Origin of the sequence: Nocardia sp. NPDC046763 (genome assembly GCF_040645495.1) — a bacterium.
GTDB lineage: Bacteria > Actinomycetota > Actinomycetes > Mycobacteriales > Mycobacteriaceae > Nocardia.
Window position 1 is genome coordinate 13809 of record NZ_JBEYYI010000001.1, and the last position, 18822, is coordinate 32630.

An 18822-nucleotide genomic window follows, 5' to 3' on the forward strand; every position below is an offset into this window, starting at 1 on the left:
ATGGTCCGAACGGTCGACGACCTGGACCGCCGCGGATTCGTGGAACGCTCGCAGTCGGCCACCGACCGCCGTGTCTATGACTTGACGCTCACGCCCGAGGGCAGGGCGGCGCTGGCCGAAGCGAAGAAATTGTCCGGGGTCGCGACCCGTACGGTCTTCGGTGACCTGGACGCGCGACAGGTCGACGAGCTGTCGGGCCTGCTGTCCCGAATCGTCAACGCGCCCTAGAGGATTCGAACCGCCAGCCGGACCGCTTCGGGCCGCCCGGGATACGGTGAGGATCCGAGCATTCAACTGTGGGACACGCCGAGCGTCGGGTACGCGGGCAAAACGGACCGTTCATCGGAACTCGAAATGCACACTCGGGCAAGACGATACGTTGCTGGGGTGCCGTCCATCCGCCACGAAGTTCCGTTGCAACTGCTGCGTCATAGACCCGAGGTGGCACCCCGAATCGCCCGCAACGTGCTCGGCCTGCCGGTACCGGACCTGCCGTGCTGGCGGCCGGGACCCGAGACGGTCACCCTGCTCTCTCCCGGCGAACTCCATTTGGACATCGTCTTGGTCGGCACGACCGCCGACAAACCAGAATTCGCCATCATTCACGAGGTCCAGAACTCGGGTTGCACGGACGAACTGGAGCGAATCGCCCTGAGTTGGCCGGCCTACGTCACCCACGTGCGTCAGCGCCTGGGCTGTCCGGTCGTACTGCTGGCGTTCTGCCCCGACGAACGGATCGCCGGCAAGGTAGCCACACCCGTCGAAACCGGGCATCCCGATTTCGTGTTCCGAGCACGAACCTACTGGCCCGGCATGCTGCCGGCGATCACCACGGTCGCCGAGGCAGACCAATGGCCGGAGTTAGCGCTGCTCTCCGCACCGGGTCACCTCGGCGATACCGAGCGTCGCCGAGTCCTCGCCATGGCACTGGAGGCCATGCAACACCTCGAGCCCGACCTGCGCGTCCACTACCATGACTACATCAGCAAATGTGTACCTTCCCGGTACCGGAAGGAGTGGGAGGAGCTCGTGGCCATCGCAATCGAGAACTACCACTGGGAGAGTGACTTCGCCCGCGAACACCAGGCCATCGGCCGCGCTGAGGGTCGGACCGAGGGGCGGGCCGAGGCGTTGGCCGGATCGGTGTTGCGGATTCTGGAGCGTCGTGGGCTGGCTGTCGACGCTGCCGTTCGAGACCGCATCGTCGGCTGTTCGGATCCCGATCTGCTGGCCTATTGGCTGGATCGGACGCTGGAAGTAGATTCCGCCGAGCAGGTCTTCGACTAGTTCAAGATCAGGGAGCTCTGGGTGTGGGATTCTGTCCGGTTCCGGCGACCAGTGCTCCCTGATCTTGGGGTGAAGTGTGGTGCACACCGGGGTGTAGATAACGAATCTTCGTGATGTGGAGGGGGCCTCTTTATCGGAAGACTCGTTGTCATGAGCGAGAACGAGATCCGCACCTTCCGCATCGACATTCCGCAGGCCGAGCTGGACGAATTGCAGCAGCGCCTGACTCGGACCCGCTGGATCGACGCGGTGCCCGGCGCCGGGTGGGAGCGTGGGGTTCCTGCCTCCTACCTGCGGGAGCTGGCCGGGTACTGGGCCGAGAAATTCGACTGGCGGGCCGTGGAGGCGCGGTTGAATGCCCACCCGCAGTTCAGCACCACCATTGATGGGCAGAACCTGCACTTTCTCCACATTCGGTCCGAGCGTCCCGAGGCCACCCCGTTGATGTTGATCCACGGATGGCCGGGGACCCCGGCCGACTTCCTGGACATGATCGAGCCCCTCACCAACCCTGCCGAGACCGACGCTCCCGCCTTCGATCTGGTGATCCCGACCCTGCCGGGGCACGGGTTCTCCGGGCCGCTGACCGAAACCGGTTGGAACGATGGGAAAGTCGCCGCCGCGCTGGCCGAGCTCATGACCCGGCTCGGGTATGAGCGGTTCGGGGTGCACGGCGGGGACCACGGCGCATTCGTGGCGCCGCGTGTGGCCCGCGATTTCGACGACCGGGTGATCGGGGTGCACGTCAACGCGCTGGTCACGTTCCCCACCGGCGACCCGGCCGACATGGCCGCGCTCACCGAGGCGGAACAGCAGCGATTGGCGGCGATGAAGCAGTTCCAGGACGACGGCTCCGCCTACATGAACCTGGCCGGGTCGCGCCCGAACACGATCGCGCAGCTGCTCGCGGATTCGCCTGCGGGACAGCTGGGTTGGATCGTGGAGAAGTACAAGGAGTGGACCGACGCCGGCCGCGAGCTGCCCGAGGACTCGATCGACCGGGACAAGATCCTGACCACCGTCGCGATCTACTGGCTCACCGACACCGCCCGCAGTGTCGCCAACTACTACTACGAACGCTTTCACGACTACACGATGTTCGCCCCGAAGCCCAAGGGCACGGTCCCGACCGGCGTCGCGGTGTTCACCACCGCCGACTTCGCCATCCGCCGCTTCGCGGAGAAGGCCCACAACATCGTGCACTGGTCGGAGTTCTACTCCGGCGGCCACTTCCCCGCCCTGGAAGTCCCCGACCTGCTCACCGGCGACATCCGCGAATTCTTCGCCGCCCTCACCCGCTGATCGGAGCGCGCCACAATTCGCCGGTGACGAACGAACAAATGTTCGTCACCGGCGAGTCGCCGTCGGGATCGAGCTACCGTTCAGCCTTGTTGGCGGTGGTGTACAACCAGATTGGGGAAAGGGGGGTGTTTGCCTTGGCGATGCCGGCACTCGAGCCAGACAATTCGTCTATGCATGTGCCTGCTTCCGATCGTTGGACCGCGGCCGATCTCGATCACCTTCCCGAGAACGGACTCCGCTACGAGGTCGTGTACGGGCAGCTTGTCGTGAATGCCGCGCCGAACCCATCCATCAGCTGATGGTGTCCCAGCTGGGGCGGATACTCGACTCGGCGCTACCGGACGGGCTCTTCATGATCCCCGGAGTCGGGGTGCTCATCGGCGACGATGAGCCGATCCCGGATCTACTGGTGTGTGCGGGCCCGGTCCCCTGGGAGGAGCGGGGGATACCTGCGGCGCTGGTCGCACTTGCGGTGGAGGTCGACTCGCGCTCGACCGCAGCTATGGATCGCCGGATGAAACCGGACCTCTACGCCGACGGCGGGATCCCGAACTTCTGGCGGATCGAGACCAATCGCTTCAAGGGGCAATTGTCCAGCGAAGAGATCCCAGTCCTGTTCGCGTACGCGCTCACCGACAGCGGCGAATACGAGTTGGTCGCTCGTTGCCCGGCCGGCCGGGTTGCCGCCCTGAACCTCCCCTTCGACATCGCCTTCGACCCCGCGTCGCTCCGCCCGTAGCGCACCGTAATGCGCGAGCGCCGGAATCGAGCGCCCGGTTGCGGTGGAGTGCGGGTTGAGCGATATGTCTGGCAGTGGAGCAGCATGCTTATCGTGAAAGGGCGGTAGGTGGGAGCTCCGAGGAGGGCACATGACTGTCGATGGGCGACCGGCGCTCGAGCTGGATGGGCTCTACAAGAGGTTCGGGGGACCTTGGGTCGTCGAAGGGGTGAGTCTGGCGGTGCCGCCCGGGTCGTTCTTCGGGTTGGTGGGGCCGAACGGGGCGGGGAAGACGACGACGCTGTCGATGGCGGTGGGGTTGTTACGGCCGGATCATGGGGCTGCCCGGATATTCGGGCATGAGGTGTGGGCGGATCCGGCGCGGGCGAAGAGCGTGGTGGGGGTGCTGCCGGATGGGTTGGCGTTGCCGGAGCGGCTCACCGGGCGGGAGTTGTTGAACTTCACCGGGTTGCTGCGGGGGATGGACAAGGCGACCGTGGTCGGGCGGGCGGACGAGCTGCTGCACGTGCTCGAGCTGGACGGCGCGGAAAACACCGTGGTGGTCGATTATTCGGCTGGTATGCGGAAGAAGATCGGCCTCGCCACCGCTCTGCTGCACGCACCGAAACTGCTGGTGCTGGACGAGCCGTTCGAGGCGGTGGATCCGGTGTCGGCGGGGACCATTCGAACGATCCTGCAGCGGTTCGTGGCCGCGGGCGGATCGGTGGTGCTGTCGAGTCATGTGATGGCACTGGTGGAGTCGATCTGCGACCGGATCGCCGTGATCAACCGGGGGCGGGTGGTGGCGGGCGGCACACTCACCGAGGTGCGGGGCGGGGGCACGTTGGAGGAGGCCTTCGTGCGGCTGGTGGGCGGACACGTGGGCGGGGAGGACGGGTTGTCGTGGTTGGCGTCCTGATCCGCATGCGGTTGCGTATCACCGCGCGGCACATGCGGGAAGGCCGTGCGGCGCTGAACTTCTGGACCGGCAGCATCTTCGGTCTGGTCGCCGCGGCAGCCACCGCGCTGATCATCGCCAGGGCGCACGAGACCGTGCACGGGGGAGTGACGGTGGCGGCGGCGATCTTTGCGGCCTGGACCCTCGGCTGGATCTGCGGCCCGGTGCTCACCGGCAGCAGCGACGAGACCCTGCAACCCGAGCAATTCCGCCTGCTGCCCTTGACAACTCGGCAACTGGCCTACGGGCTCGGCGCGGCGGCCTTCGTCGGGCCCGCCCCCATCGTCAACCTGATCGCCTTCGGTGGTCTGGTCCTGCTCGCTGCACCGATCGGCCTGGGCGCCACCGCGATCGCGGCTCTCGGCGCGGTCCTGCAACTGGTGTTCGTGGTCCTGCTGTCGCGGGTCGTGGTGGCCTGGCTCGGCGCGGCCATGCGGTCCCGGCGCGGCAAGGACCTCGGCGTGCTCCTCGCCGCCCTCATCGGCCTGGCGTATTACCCGCTGAACCTGCTGGTTTCGGCCGTCGGCCCGAAACTGGAGGGCGATCGCAGCGGCCTGTCGGTGACGCTGCGCGCGGTCCCGTCGGGCTGGGCACCCTACGCCGTCGAGGCCGCGGACCGCGGCAATTACCTGCTCGCCCTGCTGCCCCTGCTCGGCCTGGCGCTGCTGTCGCTGATCCTGTGGCAGTCCTGGGCGGTCCTGCTGGAACGCCGCCTCACCACCCCCGCCGCACTCGCCGGCCAGGTGGTCGACACCGGCGGCGGTCTGCTCGATCGTTTCATCCCCGCCAACGCGGTCGGCGCCGTGGTCGCCAAGGAGCTGCGCACCTGGTGGCGCGACGGCCGTCGCCGCGCCGCCCTGCTGCCGCTGCTGCTCGTCGGTTTCGTGCTGCCGATCTTCCTGTCGCTCCGCAACGGCGGTAGCGGAACCATCCCGTTCTCGGGCGCTTTCGTGGTGTGGCTGGCCACCATGGCCAGCACCAACCTGTACGGATTCGACGGCACCGCGATCTGGCAAACGCTGGTGACGCCCGGCGCGCCACGCGCGGATGTGCGCGGCCGCGCCTACGCCTGGCTGCTCCTGGTCACCCCGCCGTCGGTGCTCGCCACCCTCATCCTGCCCGGCGCGCTCGGCCGGCCGTACCTGTACGTCTGGGCGCTGTCGACGCTGCCGGTGCTGGTCGGCGTCGGTGTCGGGGCCGTGGTGTTCCTGTCCACGCATGCCGCCTTCGCCCTGCCGCCACAGCGCGGCAACCCGTTCGCGGGCTCGGGCAATCCCGGCTGCCTGAAGCTCCTCATGCAGCTCGCGGTGGGCCTGGTGCAGTTGCTGACGGCGGCCCCGGTGCTCGCGATACTGGGAATCGGTGTGGCACTCCACAACTCGCTGGTTCAGTGGGCGGCACTGCCGATCGGCGCACTGCTCGGCGGGGTGGTCGCCGTGCTCGGAATCCGTTGGGCGACCACCCGGTTGGAGGCCCGTGGACCCGAGCTGCTCGCGGAGGTAAAACCGCGCTGAACAGCGCATTCGCCTCTCCCGAAGGTCATTCGACCCGGCCGTGCTCCGACGCGCCGCCCGCGTAGTGCTCGAATTCTTCGGGAGACAGCGAAAGCGGATGATCAGGCCGCCGTACCGCGCCCGCCCCGACCCGCCGCCCGGCCGTTCACCGGAAGGCCGGCGGCAGCGCGGTGAGATCCACCGCCGCCGCCATGGCCCGGGCCCCTGCGTCATTGAGATGCATGCCGTCGCCGGTGTCGAACTCGGGCCGGATGAAGTCCGGATCCGCCGGATTCTCCACGGCCGCGGCCACATCGAAGACGGCGTCGAACATCGTGGTGGTGCGCAGCCACTCGTTCACCGCGCGCCGCACCGGAATGCCCTCGGCCACCGCCAGACCCGGGTAGATGGCCCCGCCGAACGGTCCGATGGTGTTGGCGTAGATCGGCAGTCCGGCCGCGTGCGCCCGCTCGGCCAGCGCGGTGAAGCCGGCGATGAGCGCTCCGGCGGTCGCGGTGCCGGCCAGGATCAGGTCATTGATGCCGAAGTTGGCCCACACCGCCGCGACCCCCGGCACCGATGTCACGTCCCGCTCGAACCGGGCCAGCCCGTGCTCGCCGATCTGGTCGGTGAGCAGCCGGTTGCCGCTGATGCCCTGATTGACCGCCCACCCGGTGGCGAGCCGCTGGTTGAGCGCATCCACCGACCGGCGGTTCGCACCGTGGGTCGACCCGACGCCTTCGAACCACGAGTCGCCGAAGGCCACCAGCACCGGAGCCTCGGAGTCGACAGCGACGTCGATTCCGGTGAGGAAGAACCGAGCCGCGGTCTCCTCGGCATCGGACGGGGCGGCGTCGCCCGTCCGATCGTCGGCGCTGATCCAGCTGCTGTCGACCGGGAGCTGCGCGAACGCGGGCAGCGCCGGTTCGGGCAGATACACGCTCAGCGCGAGTTCGGTCCCGGCCTCGACGGCCAGGTCCACCGGGTCGCTGACGATATCGGCCCCGGCCGCGATCCGGGTGGATGCGGACCCCGCGAACCGCACCGCGGTATCGGTCTCGGGCACGATCTCGCCGCCCGTCTTGCGCACGGCGATGCGCGCCGCGCCGATCGCGAGTTCGTCCGTGCCGTAGCGATTGGTCAGTCGCACCCGCAGCCGTGACCCGCCTCCGGCCACCCGCACCACCTGCCGCACCGTCTCGCCGGCGAAGGCCCGCGGCTCGGCGAGCTTGATCTCCTCGGTCGGATTCACCAGCGGCGCACGGAATCCCGCCACCCAGCGCTCGGTCGTCATCGGTACCTCCATATAGTTGCAATGCGGAATATTGCGTCAGCAACAAGATATCGAAAATGTTCCGCGTGTCAACTATCCGCACTGAAAACGTCTGGTCTAGGCTGCTCACCGTGGACCCCAAGCATCTCTTCGATGACCCCCGGCTGACCGCGGTCGGCCTGCTGTACGAGGCTCACGACGGGCTCATCGCCCGGCTCGAGGAGACCTGGAAGCGCAATGGCCTGTCGGGACTCGACCTGAATGCCCTCATGCGCCTGAGTCGTTCACCCGGCCGCAAGCTGCGCATGACGGATCTGGCCACCCAGACCAGCCTGTCCACCTCCGGCGTCACCAGGCTGGTGGATCGCCTGGAGCGCAATGGGTTCGTCCGCCGCGAGGCCGATCCCGCCGACCGGCGCAGCTCCCACGCGGTGCTCACCGCCGCCGGAGCCACCCGCGTGGCGCGCGTGCTGCCCGCGTACCTCGACGGCGTCGACCGCTGGTTCACCGGCCTGCTCAGCCCCGAGCAACTCGACCAGCTCACCGCGAGCCTGCGCATCATTCGCGACGCCACCAATCCCAACGCGACGTACGTCTCGGAATGAGCGAACCTGTCGGGACGCCTGGCCAGGCTCCGCGGTACGGCCGGTCTGTCCAGGACCGCTTGGCGGCCCGCGTGGAGCGGTGGGGCATGTGGCCGAATTCGCCCGCCATCACCGTCGCCGGGTCGCGGGGGTGGGCCGTCCGGGCTGTGTGGTGGAAATCGAAGCCATCGCCGCCGTTCTGCCCGCCTAGCCGGTAGTTTTCGTACCGCAGGGTGTCTTTTTCAGCGGGTAGGAAGTGAGAGCGGGTATGACGACGGAACGTGCGCTGGTCCTCGGCGGCGGCGGGGTGGCCGGAATCTCCTGGGCCACCGGCATTCTCGCCGGGCTGGCAGATGCGGGCGCCGACGTGACCGGGGCGGATCTGCTGCTCGGCACCTCCGCCGGGTCCAATGTGGCCGCTCAGGTGGGCAGCGGGGTCGAACTCGCGGAACTGGTGCGGCGGCAGGTGGATCCGGCGGTGCAGAGCCGCGAGATCGTGCCCTCGATGGAGAAGTTCGCCGGGCTCTGGGAGACGCTGGCCGCCATCATCGAGGAACTGCAGGTGGATTCGGTCGAACGCCGGCAGCGCATCGGCGCGCTCGCGCTGCGGGCGGAGTCGGTCCCGGAGCCGGAACGGCGGGCCGTCATCGAGACTCGGCTGCCCGTGCACGAATGGTCCGATCGGGATGTCCGGATCACCGCGGTGAACGCCGAGACGGGCGAGCTGCGGATCTTCGACAAGGATTCCGGTGTCGCACTGGTCGACGCGGTGACCGCCAGCTCCGCGGTGCCCATGGTGTGGCCCTGCGCCACGGTCGACGGCGCGCGCTACACCGATGGCGGCGTCCGGACGTCGGTGAACGCCGATCTCGCCACCGGCTACGCCCGAGTGCTGGTGATCGCGCCCATGCCGGACGCGGAACTCGAGGCCCAGGTGGCGGGCCTGGTCGCGGCCGGCGCCCGGGTCGAGGTGATCGCCCCGGACGAGGCGGCCACCGCCGCCTTCGGCCTCAACCCGCTCGACACCGCCACCCGCGTTCCGTCACTGGAAGCCGGTCGCGCGCAGGGCAAGGCGGACGCGGACCGCGTCCTGGCGCTCTGGCAGAACTGACGGACCGTCAGCTCACGGCGCCCGCCGCCAGCGCCGCCCGCCAGCCGCCGTATTCGCTGATGTCCTTGGCGGATTCGGCGGCAGAGCCGGTGCAGCCGAACCCGGTGTGCCAGGTGCCGTCGGCGAGTTCGACGGCACCCAGCTGCATGGGGGCGGGCAGGGCCGCGAGGAAGCGGCCCAGGGCCGCGGGCGAGAGCAGCCAGCGTTCCCCGGCCACCGCGACACCGGATTCCATTGCGGGGACCCGGGTTACGGCCGGTTTGGGCGGCACCGTGACCAGTGCGCCCAGGCGATAGTGCGGAGCGGTCTCGACCGGGCCGCACCACCGCGCGCCCAGGTCGGTCAGCTGATCTTCGAGGGGCTGGCCGCGCAGGTGCGCGCCGAAGACGACCAGATCGTGCGCGGCCGCGACCATCGTCGGCCAGCACGGCTCGCCGGGGTCGAGCGGGGCGCCGGTGATCAGGGCGGCGATATCGAGCGCGACGGCGTCTTCGAAGGCGCGGGCCAGCACGGTCACGCCGAAATGCGGCTCGTCCGTGGGGATCGCGACCGCGCAGAGGTCGAAGAGATTGCAGAAGTTGGTGTAGGTGCCGAGCCGGGCATTGACGGCAATGGGATCGACGGCGACCTCGGCAATGGTCGGGTGGGCCGGTGCGGTCGGGGTCAGCAGCGCGTCCGCGCCCGCGAGGCTCGCCATGGCGGTGGCGCGCAGGTGCTCGAGCGCGGCCAGATCGGTGACCAGCCGATGCGCGGGTAGCTCGCGGGCGGCACGGATGATGGATCCGACCGTGGGATCGGCCGATTCGGGGTGCGCGTCGATGAATTCGCCTACCGCCGCATAGCGTTCGGCGACCAGCGCGCCGTCGTACAGCAGTCTGGCGGCGGCCAGGAAAGGCTCCGGATCGACTTCCACGATGGTCGCGCCCCGATCGCGCAGTGCCGTGACGGTCCGCTCGAAGGCGCTGTGCCACTGCGGATCCAGATCCGGCAGCGCACTGAACACCGCGATCACCGGCTGCGGCGGCGCAGCCAGCCGGGCGTCGGCGGGCCACGGCCGGCCCGGCGCACCCACGGCCATGACGCCCATCGCCCGATTGGCCAGGCGCAGATCGGCGGCGAGGATCGTCACACAGTCATAGGAGCGACAGGCGGGGACGACGCCCTCGGTGGAGATCACGCCGACGGTGGGCTTGATACCGGCCAGGCCGTGGAACGCGGCCGGCACGCGCCCGGACCCGGCCGTATCGGTGCCGATGGCGATCTCCGCCTCCGCGGTCGCGACCGCGACCGCCGACCCGGAACTCGAACCGCCCGAGACATATCCGGGCCGCAGCGCGTTCTCGACGACGCCGTAGGGCGAGCGGGTACCGACCAGGCCGGTGGCGAACTGATCGAGATTGGTCTTGCCGACCACGACCGCACCGGCCGCACGCAGAGCCGCAACCACGGGCGCGTCGCGATCCGGCGTATACGCGAAGTCGGGACAGGCGGCGGTCGTCGGCAGGCCCGCGACATCCACATTGTCCTTGACGGCGAGACGCAGTCCGGCCAGAGTTCCTGCGGCGTTGGCGATTTCGGCGTCCACCTCGGCATCCGGGCGGTGGTGGATCCACACGGTCATGGGGTCTCCTGGATCTGGGATGGGGCGGAGGCGCTCAGGGTGTTTCGGCGAGTTCGCCCGCCTCGCGCCAGGAATTGCGTTCGGCGGCGAAGGCGTCGGCCTGCCGGGCGCGGAACTCGTCGATGGATGCGGCATTGTCCGACAGGAACTTCCGATAGTCGACGAGACGGAACTCGCCGTCCTCGGCCAGCAGCTCGCCGCGGCCCGCAGCGGTGTCGGCGCGCAGGTCGAGGAGTTCCGCGGCGCTCACGGGATACCAGCTGATGCGGTCGAAATACCGCAGCAGCCAAGGGTCTTCGCCGATGCCGTTGGAGCGGTGGTTCCACACCTGGGTGGTGCGTCCGACGAACTGATAGCCGCCCGGCCCCTCCATGCCGTAGATGCAGAGATAGGCGCCGCCGATGCCGACCGCGTTCTCCGGCGTCCAGGTGCGGGCCGGGTTGTATTTGGTGGTGACCAGCCGATGCCGTGGATCGGTCGGGGTGGCCACGGGCGCGCCCAGGTACACGTCGCCCAGGCCGAGGACCAGGTATTCGGCCGCGAACACGGTGTCGAAAACCTCGTCCACGGAGGCCAGTCCGTTCATCCGGCGGATGAACTCTATATTCCACGGGCACCACGGGGCATCCGCGCGGACGCCGTGCATATAGCGGGTGATGGCCTCGCGGGTGGACGGATCGTCCCAGGACAGTGGCAGCCGCACGGTGCGGCTGGGGACCACCAGCTCATCGGCGGGCGGCAGCTCGGCCTCCACCTCGGCGAGCAGGCCCAGCAGGGTGCGGGTGGGCAGCCGGCCGGGATCATGGCGTACCTGCAGGGATCGCACGCCCGGGGTGAGTTCGGTGATCCCCGGTTCGGATCGTTCCAGCAGCGCCTGGTGCAGGGCGTGCACGCGGGCGCGCAGCTCCAGATCCAGTGTCATATCCCCGTATTCGACGAGCAGGCCGTCATTGCCCGCGCGTCGATAGGTGACCGCGGTGTCCGCGCCGTCGCGGCGGGCCAGGACACCGTCGTCACCGTCGCCGCCCGTGGACAGCACGACCGGCCAGGCGGCCCGGCGCTCGGCCCCGAGCTCCCGCAGCGAGGCCGCGCGGTCGGCGCGGACCGGGACGAAGCGCACGCGGTCGCCGGGCGTGAGCTGGCCCAGCTTCCAGCGCTCGGCCGCCACCACGGTGACCGGGCAGACGAAGCCGCCCAGGCTGGGCCCGTCCGGGCCGAGCAGGATCGGGGTGTCGCCGGTGAAGTCCAGCGCGCCAACGGAATACGCGTTGTCGTGGATGTTGGACGGGTGCAGTCCAGCCTCGCCGCCGTCCCGCCGCGCCCACCGGGGTCTCGGGCCGATGAGCCGCACCCCGGTCCGATCGGAATTGAAATGCACCTCGTAGTCGGTGCCGATGATGGTGTCGAAATCGCTGCGGGTGAAGAACTCCGGCGCTCCGTGCGGTCCCTCGGTGACCGCCAGCTCCCAGCGCCGGGTCAGCACGGGCTGATCGTCGCCTGTCACCCCGGGCGTCACCCGCCCGGGCGCGCCGAGCGCGAACTCATCGCCCGCCGCCAATGCCCGGCCGGTGCCGCCGCCGAACTTGCCTAGGGTGAAAGTCGCACGGCTGCCCAGGTATTCGGGCACCTCGATACCGCCGGCCACCAGCAGGTAGCACCGCATTCCGGGACCGCGCACCATGCCGATGTCCAGCACGCCGCCCGCCGGAACCAGCACACTGCGCCATTGCCGCACTGCGCGGCCGTTCACGGTGGCGGGCACCGGTGCACCGGTGACGCACACCCAGGTGGCGGCGTCGAAGCGCAGGGCCGGTCCGCCCAGGGTGCACTCCAGCCCGGCCGCGCCCTCCGGATTGCCGAGCGCCCGATTGCCCAGCCGGAACGACAGATCGTCCATCGGGCCGGACGGCGGCACCCCGACATGCCAGTAGCCCACGCGGCCCGGCCAATCCTGCACGGTCGTCTGCATTCCCGGCCGGATCACCTGGAATGTCGCGGCGGGGGACGAATGCTCGGGTGCGGTGAGGTTCGGCAGCACGGCGGTCATCGGGCAACCACCATGCGCACCGGCGTGGGATCGAAGCCATTGCAGGGGTTGTTGATCTGCGGGCAGTTGGAGATCAGCACCAGGGTGTCGATCTCGGCGAGCAGCGTGATCTTCTTTCCCGGCGCGGAGCGCCCGTCCACGATGCCGAGCGTGCCGTCCGCCTCGACGGGAACGTTCATGAACCAGTTGATGTTCGAGACCAGATCACGCTTGCCCAGCCCCCACTTCAGGCCCTCGGCCAGGAAGTTCTCCACGCAGGCGTGCTGGTGGCGGGTGTGGTGGCCGTAGCGCAGGGTATTGGACTCCTGCGAGCACGCCCCGGCCACGGTGTCGTGATTGCCGACCTCGTCGGCGACCACCGTCATGAGCGGGGTGCCCGCCTCGGTCAGTAGGACGCTGCCGGTGGTCAGGAAGATATTGCGCTGGGCCGTGATCGTCGCCTGCGCGCTGTACCGATCGGTGTGATCGGCGGCGTTGTAGAGCAGGCAGTCCACCGCCTGATTGCCGTGCAGATCGATGATGTCCAGCTGGTCTCCCGCGCGCACCACGGCCGACCAGGGGGCGCGGGCGGGGACGGTCTCGTCGAGCACGACGGTGCGGGCGGTGGTGATCATGCGCGGGCCTCCGGAGTGCGTGCGTGCCAGTCCTGTTCGGTGTTCTCAACCGCGCGCAGATATTCCGGGTCGGTACCGTGCGCGAGCGCGAGTTCCTCCGGCGCGGACCAGGCCACGAGGTCGAGTTCGGTCGGGGGAGTGGGATCCAGCGGGTGTTCGGCATTGGCGACCAGCAGGGTCACCGGCAGCTGCACGAGGAGATCGACCGCCGCTCCCGCCGCCGCGCCGCCGGTGATCGTCAGCGCGCCATCCGATTCCACGCGCACACCCTGGAAGAACGACACCGTCGGGCCGATATCCCGCGGCTCGAGCCCCTGCTTGGCCCCGGCCATCCGCAGGCTCAGCCGCGCTGCGGGCGACGGACCGCACAGGGCGTCGTGACGGCCGGAGGAGTCCGCGATCACCGTAGCCAGCACCCGCCCCTGATCGGAGAGCAGCGGATGACCGACGCGCAGATACGCCTGCCACGGCACCTTCACGGTGTCGGCGACATTCAACCGTTCCCAGGGCGATTCGGCCCGCAGCAGCAGCAGATGCGCACACGCCGCGCCGAACGGATCCGACAGCCGCACCCGGGTGCCACGCGCCAGCACCGCATTCGCGTATCCACCCGCCGGAATCCGCTGGGCAAACGTTATTTTCGCGATTTCGACGTCCACGGGAAGCTCGGGCGCGACGTGCTCGGCGGCGGCCGCCTGGGAGCGGGCATGATCCCGCGCGCCTGTGGTATTGGCTGTGGTCATTGCTACTCCGTTTCTCGGGGATCGCCGGAGACCCGGCCGACGGTGCGGCGTTGGCGCCACCTGCGGTACGCGCGGTGCCGCAGGTCGTCGAGCACCATCGCCAGTCCAGGTCGTCCACGGAGGCGTTGGTCGGGCTCCGGCGATATCATCGGAATGTCCTGTGGATCAGGCGATTTGGGGAATTGGATCGGCGGGGACGCCGCGCGCGGGGGTCACCATCCGGTGCACCACCGCGCCGACCGCCACTGTGAGCAGCACGAACAGCGGTGCGGCCCAGAGCATCCACCAGCCACCGCCGGTCGGGGTGTAGACCTCGGCGCGTGGCCAGGCCAGGTTCACCGCCATGGCGATGCCCCAGATCACGGCCATCGCGTTGATCGCAATGCCATAGCGGCCCAACGTGAACAGCTTCGTGCCGGCGGCGTCACCGGCGATATCGGCGGGCCAGCCCTTGATCCGGCGCACCAGCAGCGGCACCGTGACCAGCAGGTACGCGAGGTAGAGCATGACGATGCAGACACTGGCCAGGGTCGCGAAGATGGCGGCATTGCCCAGGTTCACCACCAGCAGGCCGACACCCAGCACGCCGATCACCACGGCGGGCCACACCGGCGTGCCGAAGCGTGGATGCACCGTCGACAGCGGCTTGGCGAACGGCAGCCGCCCGTCGCGGGCCATCGAGAACAGCAGCCGCGAACCGGCCGTCTGAATCGCCAAGGTGCACACCGTGATCGCGCACGCCACGCAGGCCAGCACCACCTTGCCGGGCACGCTGGTCAGCTTGGCCTCGATCACGTAGGCCAGCCCGCCACTGGCCAGTGAGTCGTCGGTCAGGCTCGGTGCGGCCATGAGCGCGCCCAGCAGGATGAGCCCGCCGCCCAGCGCGGACACGGCCAGCGCCGACAGAATGGTGCGCGGTGCGACGTGCCGTGGGTTCCTGGTCTCCTCGGAAAGCTCACCGGCGGAATCGAATCCGACCATGACGTAGGCGGCCATCAATCCGGAGGCCAGGAAGGCGGCCCAGTACGGCCCGGCCGCGGCCTGATCGGTGTGCGTGACCACCCCAGGCCCGCGGTCGGTGTGGGTGAAGAACACCGCGATCACCGCGATCACGCCGATGATCTCGATGGTCACCCCGAGCGAATTGATGCGCGCCATCCAGTCGATGCCCACCACATTGATGAGCGTCGTGATCACCAGCAGCACGCTGCCCAGCAGCACCGCGTTCGACGCCCCGTCACGGGAGGTGAGATCGCTGTCCGTGCCGATCAGCTGGAATCCGGACCAGATGGTAGGCAGCACCACCTGCAGCGCGATCGCGGCCGCCGCGGCGGTGACGATCTGGGCGATGATCATCATCCAGCCCGCGAACCAGCCGACAACCTCGCCGGCCAGCCGGCGCGACCACTGATAGATGCAGCCCGAGATCGGGTAGCGGGCGGCCAGTTCCGCGAAGTTCAGCGCCACCAGGAACTGGCCCGCGAACACGATCGGCCAGGTCCAGAAGAAGGCCGGGCCACCGAAGGAGTAGCCGAAGCCGAAGAACTGGAAGATCGTGGTCAGGATGGAGACGAAGGAGAATCCGGCCGCGAAGGAGGCGTAGCGGCCGAGCTTGCGGTGCAGCACCGGCTGATAGCCGAAGCGCGCCAGATCGGCGCTGTCCGAGCTGGTTTCGGTGCTGGTCCCGGCGGTGGCCGGCGGGGGCTGGGGGATGACGGCGTCGGCGGAGGCAACCATGGTGGTGAGTCTTTCGCGAGGCGAATATCTATCGATTGAAAGTTTTCCGTTCGCGATCGCGGCTCGGGTGACGCCGCTGTATCGGTCGAATGGCCCGCCGTAACTTCTGCATTGCCGGTATTTCTGTCAAATGACAGGAACCTCACCGTTCAGGTCGGCAGCGCGGGTGGGCAGGTCGGCAGCGCGGGTGGGCGGGTCGATGGTGCGGGTAGGACACAATGGCATGGTGACCCAACTCGGACCCGGCCGTCCTCGCCTCGAACCGCGCCGGCGCGCGGGCCAGACGCCGCGCGCTGAAATCCTCGACGCCGCCGCCGAGTTGTTCACCAGTCACGGCTACGGCAATACCTCCACCCGCGCGGTCGCCGACGCCGTCGGCATCCGGCAAGCCTCGCTGTACCACCACTTCGGGGCCAAGGACGACATTCTCGACGCCCTGCTCGCCGAAACTGTCACCACGCCACTGGAATTGGCGGGCATCCTGGCCGGGCGGCCCGAGTCCGCGGCCGTGCGGTTGTACGCGCTCGCCTGGCACGACGTCAGCCAGCTGTGCGCCAGCCGCTGGAATCTCGGCGCGCTGTACCTGCTGCCGGAACTGCGCAGCGAACGCTTCGCCCGCTTCCGGGAACGCCGCGACGAGCTGCGCGGCCACTACGAAACCCTGTCCGCCGCCGTCATCGCCGAGGCCGGCGCGGGCGCGGTGGCCGGGGCCGAACTGCTGCCGTTCCGGCTGGTGGAGTCGGTCATCAATATGCGCTCCGACGAGGGCGCGGCGCCGGAGTACGCCGAGCAGCTCATTCCCGACGCCATCCTGCGGCTGCTCTGCTGGCCCGGCTCGCTGGCCGAAACCCGGTGCGCCGCACTGGAATTGGCGCGGCGACTCGCTCCGGAGTGATCGGCATCAGGACTTGCCCGTCGAAGTGCCCCACTCGAGACCCCAGCCGTAGACCTGATCTACCGCCGGTTTGCCCCGGAACCGGCACCGAGAGCGCGTCCACGATCACCGGTCCCGTCCGCTAGCAGTGGTGCGGACCGCGCCCGCGGCGTGCAGCGGCTGGTCATAGAAGACGAAATCGGCGTCCGAGCGCAGAGGTCACCCGTCGGCAAATATTCGGCTGTCCAGTCGCCTCGACATACACTGTTGAACGGACAATTGGCGCATAGGTGGCTAACGGACTATCGGACTCTTCGGACGGCTGTTCAGCGGCGGGAGCGACGAATGACGGAAACGCAGCTCGACCTGGGTCGCAACAAATGGATCACCCTCGGTGTCCTGGCGCTGGGACTGTCCATGGTGGTGCTGGACGGCACCATCGTCGCGGTCTCCTTGCCCGTCATCATCGACCAATTGCAGTTGAATTTCACTCAGGCGCAATGGATCAACAGCATCTACGCGGTCGTGCTGGCCGCGTTGCTGATCACCAGCGGCCGCCTCGGCGACCGGCTCGGGCGGCGCAGGATGTTCGCCCTCGGCGTGGTGATCTTCATGCTCGGCAGCGTGCTCTCGGCACAGGCGCACGGCGCCTGGCCCCTACTCCTCGGACGCACCGTGCAGGGCATCGGCGCGGCCGGTGTCATGCCCGGCACGCTGGCCACGATGAACGCCCTCTTCCGGGGCCGTGACCGGGTGATCGCCTTCGCGGTCTGGGGCTCGGTCGTCTCCGGTGTCGCCGCCATCGGCCCGCTGCTGGGCGGCTGGCTCACCACCTACTTCACCTGGCCGTGGATCTTCCTGGTGAACCTGCCGCTGGGAGCGGTGGTGCTGATCGGGCTGGTGCTGTTCGTCCCGGAGACCCGCATGGGCAAGGCCGCGCCCGGCCTGGATGTGGACGGATTCCTGCTCAGCGCAGCGGGTTTCGCGCTGCTGGTGTTCGCGCTCATCGAGGGCCAGACCTACGGGTGGTGGAAGCCGCTGCGGGAATTCCCGCTCGCCGGGTGGAACTGGCCGGCGAGCGCGCCGGTCTCGCTGATCCCGATCCTGCTGGTGCTCGGGGTGGTGGCGCTGTACCTGTTCATCCGCTGGGAGCAGCACCGCCGTCTGATCGGCCGCTCGGCGCTGCTGGATCCCGCGCTGTTCCGGATCCCCAGCTTCCGCTGGGGCAATATCACCGCGTTCCTGGTGGCGCTGGGCGAATTCGGCCTGCTGTTCGTGCTGCCGCTGTTCATGGTGAACGCGCTCGGGCTGTCCACCCTCGGCGCGGGCTATGTGCTCGCCGCCATGGCCGTCGGCGCGTTCCTGGCCGCGGGGCTCGCCGAGAGGTTGGTGCGCAGGTTCGGGCCGGTGCGGGTGGTGCAGCTGGGCCTCCTGTTCGAGGCCGTCGCCGTGGCGCTGGCCGCGCTGTTCGTCACCCCGCACATTTCCGGCTGGTGGCTGGCGGTGCTGCTGATCGGGTACGGCATCGGGCTGGGGATGGCCTCGGCGCAGCTGACCGGGACCGTGCTCGCCGATGTGCCGCCGGAGAATTCGGGCCAGGGATCGGCCACCCAGTCCACGGTGCGGCAGATCGGATCGGCCTTCGGCACCGCGGTCATCGGTGCGCTGCTGTCGGCGGCGCTGGCCCACGATCTTCCCAGACGGCTCGCACACGTGCCCGATCTGCAGAAGCCTGCCGCCGACACCCTCGCCACCGCGACCCGACAGTCGGCCGGTGGGGCCATCACCGGGTTGCGGGACCACCACGGCGCCGCGGCCATCGTGGACGCGCTGAGCCGGGCCTTCGCCGACTCCACCCGGACCACGCTGCTGGCCGCGGCGCTGTTCCTGCTCGTCGGCCTGGCCTCGGCCGCCCTCATCCCGAATCGGCCGTACACGGCGGCGGACGACAACGAGGACGCTCAGAGCAGCTGACCGTCGAGGCACATCCCGGACGAGCGGGTGGACGTCTTCGGTTGCACCACACCGGGATCGAAGGTCCACTGCGAGACCGGGCCCGCCGACTTCCACAGCAGGCCGCCGCTGGTCGGGACGGCCTCGAAGACGTCCCCGACACCGGGGATGAGCTGATCGCCGACGCAGTAGTCGTCGTAATCGGTGCCGGGCTGGCGCGCCCCCGCGCTGAAGCGGCCCGCCGGATCGGCGTCCGCCCCGGGATTCGGCACGGTGCTCCCGCCCGCAGCGCCGCCCCGGTACCAGTGCGGACCGGCCGCGTCGCTGCCGCAGGTGAAGGCCGAGCCTCCCGCCACCACCTGCGACCCCCGCGGGTGCGTGCCGCCCGCCCACAGGCAGTCGGCGCCGGAGTCGAAACGGGTGTCCGCCACGGTTCCGAAGCCGAGGCCACCCGCGGCCATCACGGCCGTCGCGAGCAGAGTAAGCGGTTTGATCACTGCAATCACC

18 protein-coding genes are annotated in these 18822 nt (G+C 69.2%); 11 read left to right on the forward strand and 7 right to left on the reverse strand.

Annotated elements, in window-relative coordinates; genetic code table 11:
• From ABZ909_RS00010 to ABZ909_RS00040, 7 genes are all read left to right on the forward strand, one after another.
• Window positions 1-228, forward strand: a complete 228-nt coding sequence (locus tag ABZ909_RS00010) for a hypothetical protein (RefSeq protein WP_356995293.1) — start codon at window positions 1-3, stop codon at window positions 226-228.
• A 213-nt stretch (window positions 229-441) separates the two neighbouring features.
• A complete protein-coding gene (locus ABZ909_RS00015; protein WP_356995295.1) occupies window positions 442-1287 on the forward strand; it encodes a hypothetical protein in 846 nt (281 codons plus the stop codon).
• A gap of 150 nt (window positions 1288-1437) precedes the next feature.
• Window positions 1438-2589 (forward strand): epoxide hydrolase family protein, encoded by a 1152-nt coding sequence (locus ABZ909_RS00020; RefSeq protein WP_356995297.1) that lies wholly within the window; start codon window positions 1438-1440, stop codon window positions 2587-2589.
• A 23-nt stretch (window positions 2590-2612) separates the two neighbouring features.
• Window positions 2613-2888: a hypothetical protein gene (locus ABZ909_RS00025; protein WP_356995299.1), complete on the forward strand. Its 276-nt coding sequence runs from the start codon at window positions 2613-2615 to the stop codon at window positions 2886-2888.
• Window positions 2888-3328 (forward strand): Uma2 family endonuclease, encoded by a 441-nt coding sequence (locus ABZ909_RS00030; protein WP_356995300.1) that lies wholly within the window; start codon window positions 2888-2890, stop codon window positions 3326-3328. The genes ABZ909_RS00025 and ABZ909_RS00030 overlap by 1 nt, the downstream gene beginning before the upstream one ends.
• A gap of 130 nt (window positions 3329-3458) precedes the next feature.
• Window positions 3459-4226 carry an ABC transporter ATP-binding protein gene (locus ABZ909_RS00035; RefSeq protein ID WP_356995302.1) on the forward strand — a complete coding sequence of 256 codons (768 nt, stop codon included), beginning with the start codon at window positions 3459-3461 and terminating at the stop codon, window positions 4224-4226.
• Window positions 4211-5779: a hypothetical protein gene (locus tag ABZ909_RS00040; RefSeq protein WP_356995303.1), complete on the forward strand. Its 1569-nt coding sequence runs from the start codon at window positions 4211-4213 to the stop codon at window positions 5777-5779. Before ABZ909_RS00035 ends, ABZ909_RS00040 begins: the two co-directional genes overlap by 16 nt.
• A 145-nt stretch (window positions 5780-5924) precedes the next feature.
• On the opposite strand, the gene ABZ909_RS00045 is transcribed toward ABZ909_RS00040, so the two are convergent.
• On the reverse strand, window positions 5925-7052 hold the full coding sequence (locus ABZ909_RS00045; RefSeq protein WP_356995304.1) for a GDSL-type esterase/lipase family protein: 1128 nt from the start codon (window positions 7050-7052) through the stop codon (window positions 5925-5927).
• Between the two features lie 110 nt (window positions 7053-7162).
• On the opposite strand from ABZ909_RS00045, the gene ABZ909_RS00050 reads away from it, so the two are divergent.
• Both ABZ909_RS00050 and ABZ909_RS00055 read left to right on the forward strand, forming a co-directional pair.
• Window positions 7163-7636: a MarR family transcriptional regulator gene (locus ABZ909_RS00050; protein ID WP_356995306.1), complete on the forward strand. Its 474-nt coding sequence runs from the start codon at window positions 7163-7165 to the stop codon at window positions 7634-7636.
• Window positions 7637-7883: 247 nt separating this feature from the next.
• Window positions 7884-8726 (forward strand): patatin-like phospholipase family protein, encoded by an 843-nt coding sequence (locus tag ABZ909_RS00055; protein WP_356995308.1) that lies wholly within the window; start codon window positions 7884-7886, stop codon window positions 8724-8726.
• 7 nt (window positions 8727-8733) lie between these two features.
• Here ABZ909_RS00055 and atzF read toward each other — a convergent pair whose 3' ends face one another.
• From atzF to ABZ909_RS00080, 5 genes are all read right to left on the reverse strand, one after another.
• Window positions 8734-10347: an allophanate hydrolase gene (atzF, locus tag ABZ909_RS00060; RefSeq protein ID WP_356995309.1), complete on the reverse strand. Its 1614-nt coding sequence runs from the start codon at window positions 10345-10347 to the stop codon at window positions 8734-8736.
• A gap of 34 nt (window positions 10348-10381) precedes the next feature.
• Complete coding sequence (locus ABZ909_RS00065; protein WP_356995311.1) at window positions 10382-12394, reverse strand: 5-oxoprolinase/urea amidolyase family protein; 2013 nt, start codon at window positions 12392-12394, stop codon at window positions 10382-10384.
• Window positions 12391-13008: an urea amidolyase associated protein UAAP2 gene (locus ABZ909_RS00070; RefSeq protein ID WP_356995313.1), complete on the reverse strand. Its 618-nt coding sequence runs from the start codon at window positions 13006-13008 to the stop codon at window positions 12391-12393. The genes ABZ909_RS00065 and ABZ909_RS00070 overlap by 4 nt, the downstream gene beginning before the upstream one ends.
• Window positions 13005-13751 carry a DUF1989 domain-containing protein gene (locus ABZ909_RS00075; RefSeq protein ID WP_356995315.1) on the reverse strand — a complete coding sequence of 249 codons (747 nt, stop codon included), beginning with the start codon at window positions 13749-13751 and terminating at the stop codon, window positions 13005-13007. Before ABZ909_RS00075 ends, ABZ909_RS00070 begins: the two co-directional genes overlap by 4 nt.
• Before the next feature lie 165 nt (window positions 13752-13916).
• Window positions 13917-15488, reverse strand: a complete 1572-nt coding sequence (locus ABZ909_RS00080) for an amino acid permease (protein ID WP_356995316.1) — start codon at window positions 15486-15488, stop codon at window positions 13917-13919.
• A gap of 223 nt (window positions 15489-15711) precedes the next feature.
• Here ABZ909_RS00080 and ABZ909_RS00085 point away from each other — a divergent pair, with 223 nt between their 5' ends.
• Both ABZ909_RS00085 and ABZ909_RS00090 read left to right on the forward strand, forming a co-directional pair.
• Window positions 15712-16383, forward strand: coding sequence for a helix-turn-helix domain-containing protein (locus tag ABZ909_RS00085; protein ID WP_356995318.1), 672 nt, complete (start codon window positions 15712-15714; stop codon window positions 16381-16383).
• Window positions 16384-16707: 324 nt separating this feature from the next.
• Window positions 16708-18336, forward strand: coding sequence for an MFS transporter (locus ABZ909_RS00090; RefSeq protein WP_356995320.1), 1629 nt, complete (start codon window positions 16708-16710; stop codon window positions 18334-18336).
• On the opposite strand, the gene ABZ909_RS00095 is transcribed toward ABZ909_RS00090, so the two are convergent.
• Window positions 18324-18812: a hypothetical protein gene (locus tag ABZ909_RS00095; protein ID WP_356995322.1), complete on the reverse strand. Its 489-nt coding sequence runs from the start codon at window positions 18810-18812 to the stop codon at window positions 18324-18326. The genes ABZ909_RS00090 and ABZ909_RS00095 overlap by 13 nt on opposite strands.
• Window positions 18813-18822 lie beyond the last annotated feature (10 nt).

Coding starts and splice junctions, on each gene's coding strand:
- ABZ909_RS00010 (WP_356995293.1), top strand. CDS start 1: ATGGTCCGAACGGTCGACGACCTGGACCGCCGCGGATTCGTGGAACGC.
- ABZ909_RS00020 (WP_356995297.1), top strand. CDS start 1,438: ATGAGCGAGAACGAGATCCGCACCTTCCGCATCGACATTCCGCAGGCC.
- ABZ909_RS00030 (WP_356995300.1), top strand. CDS start 2,888: ATGGTGTCCCAGCTGGGGCGGATACTCGACTCGGCGCTACCGGACGGG.
- ABZ909_RS00035 (WP_356995302.1), top strand. CDS start 3,459: ATGACTGTCGATGGGCGACCGGCGCTCGAGCTGGATGGGCTCTACAAG.
- ABZ909_RS00045 (WP_356995304.1), bottom strand. CDS start 7,052: ATGACGACCGAGCGCTGGGTGGCGGGATTCCGTGCGCCGCTGGTGAAT.
- ABZ909_RS00055 (WP_356995308.1), top strand. CDS start 7,884: ATGACGACGGAACGTGCGCTGGTCCTCGGCGGCGGCGGGGTGGCCGGA.
- atzF (WP_356995309.1), bottom strand. CDS start 10,347: ATGACCGTGTGGATCCACCACCGCCCGGATGCCGAGGTGGACGCCGAA.
- ABZ909_RS00065 (WP_356995311.1), bottom strand. CDS start 12,394: ATGACCGCCGTGCTGCCGAACCTCACCGCACCCGAGCATTCGTCCCCC.
- ABZ909_RS00070 (WP_356995313.1), bottom strand. CDS start 13,008: ATGATCACCACCGCCCGCACCGTCGTGCTCGACGAGACCGTCCCCGCC.
- ABZ909_RS00075 (WP_356995315.1), bottom strand. CDS start 13,751: ATGACCACAGCCAATACCACAGGCGCGCGGGATCATGCCCGCTCCCAG.
- ABZ909_RS00080 (WP_356995316.1), bottom strand. CDS start 15,488: ATGGTTGCCTCCGCCGACGCCGTCATCCCCCAGCCCCCGCCGGCCACC.
- ABZ909_RS00085 (WP_356995318.1), top strand. CDS start 15,712: ATGGTGACCCAACTCGGACCCGGCCGTCCTCGCCTCGAACCGCGCCGG.
- ABZ909_RS00090 (WP_356995320.1), top strand. CDS start 16,708: ATGACGGAAACGCAGCTCGACCTGGGTCGCAACAAATGGATCACCCTC.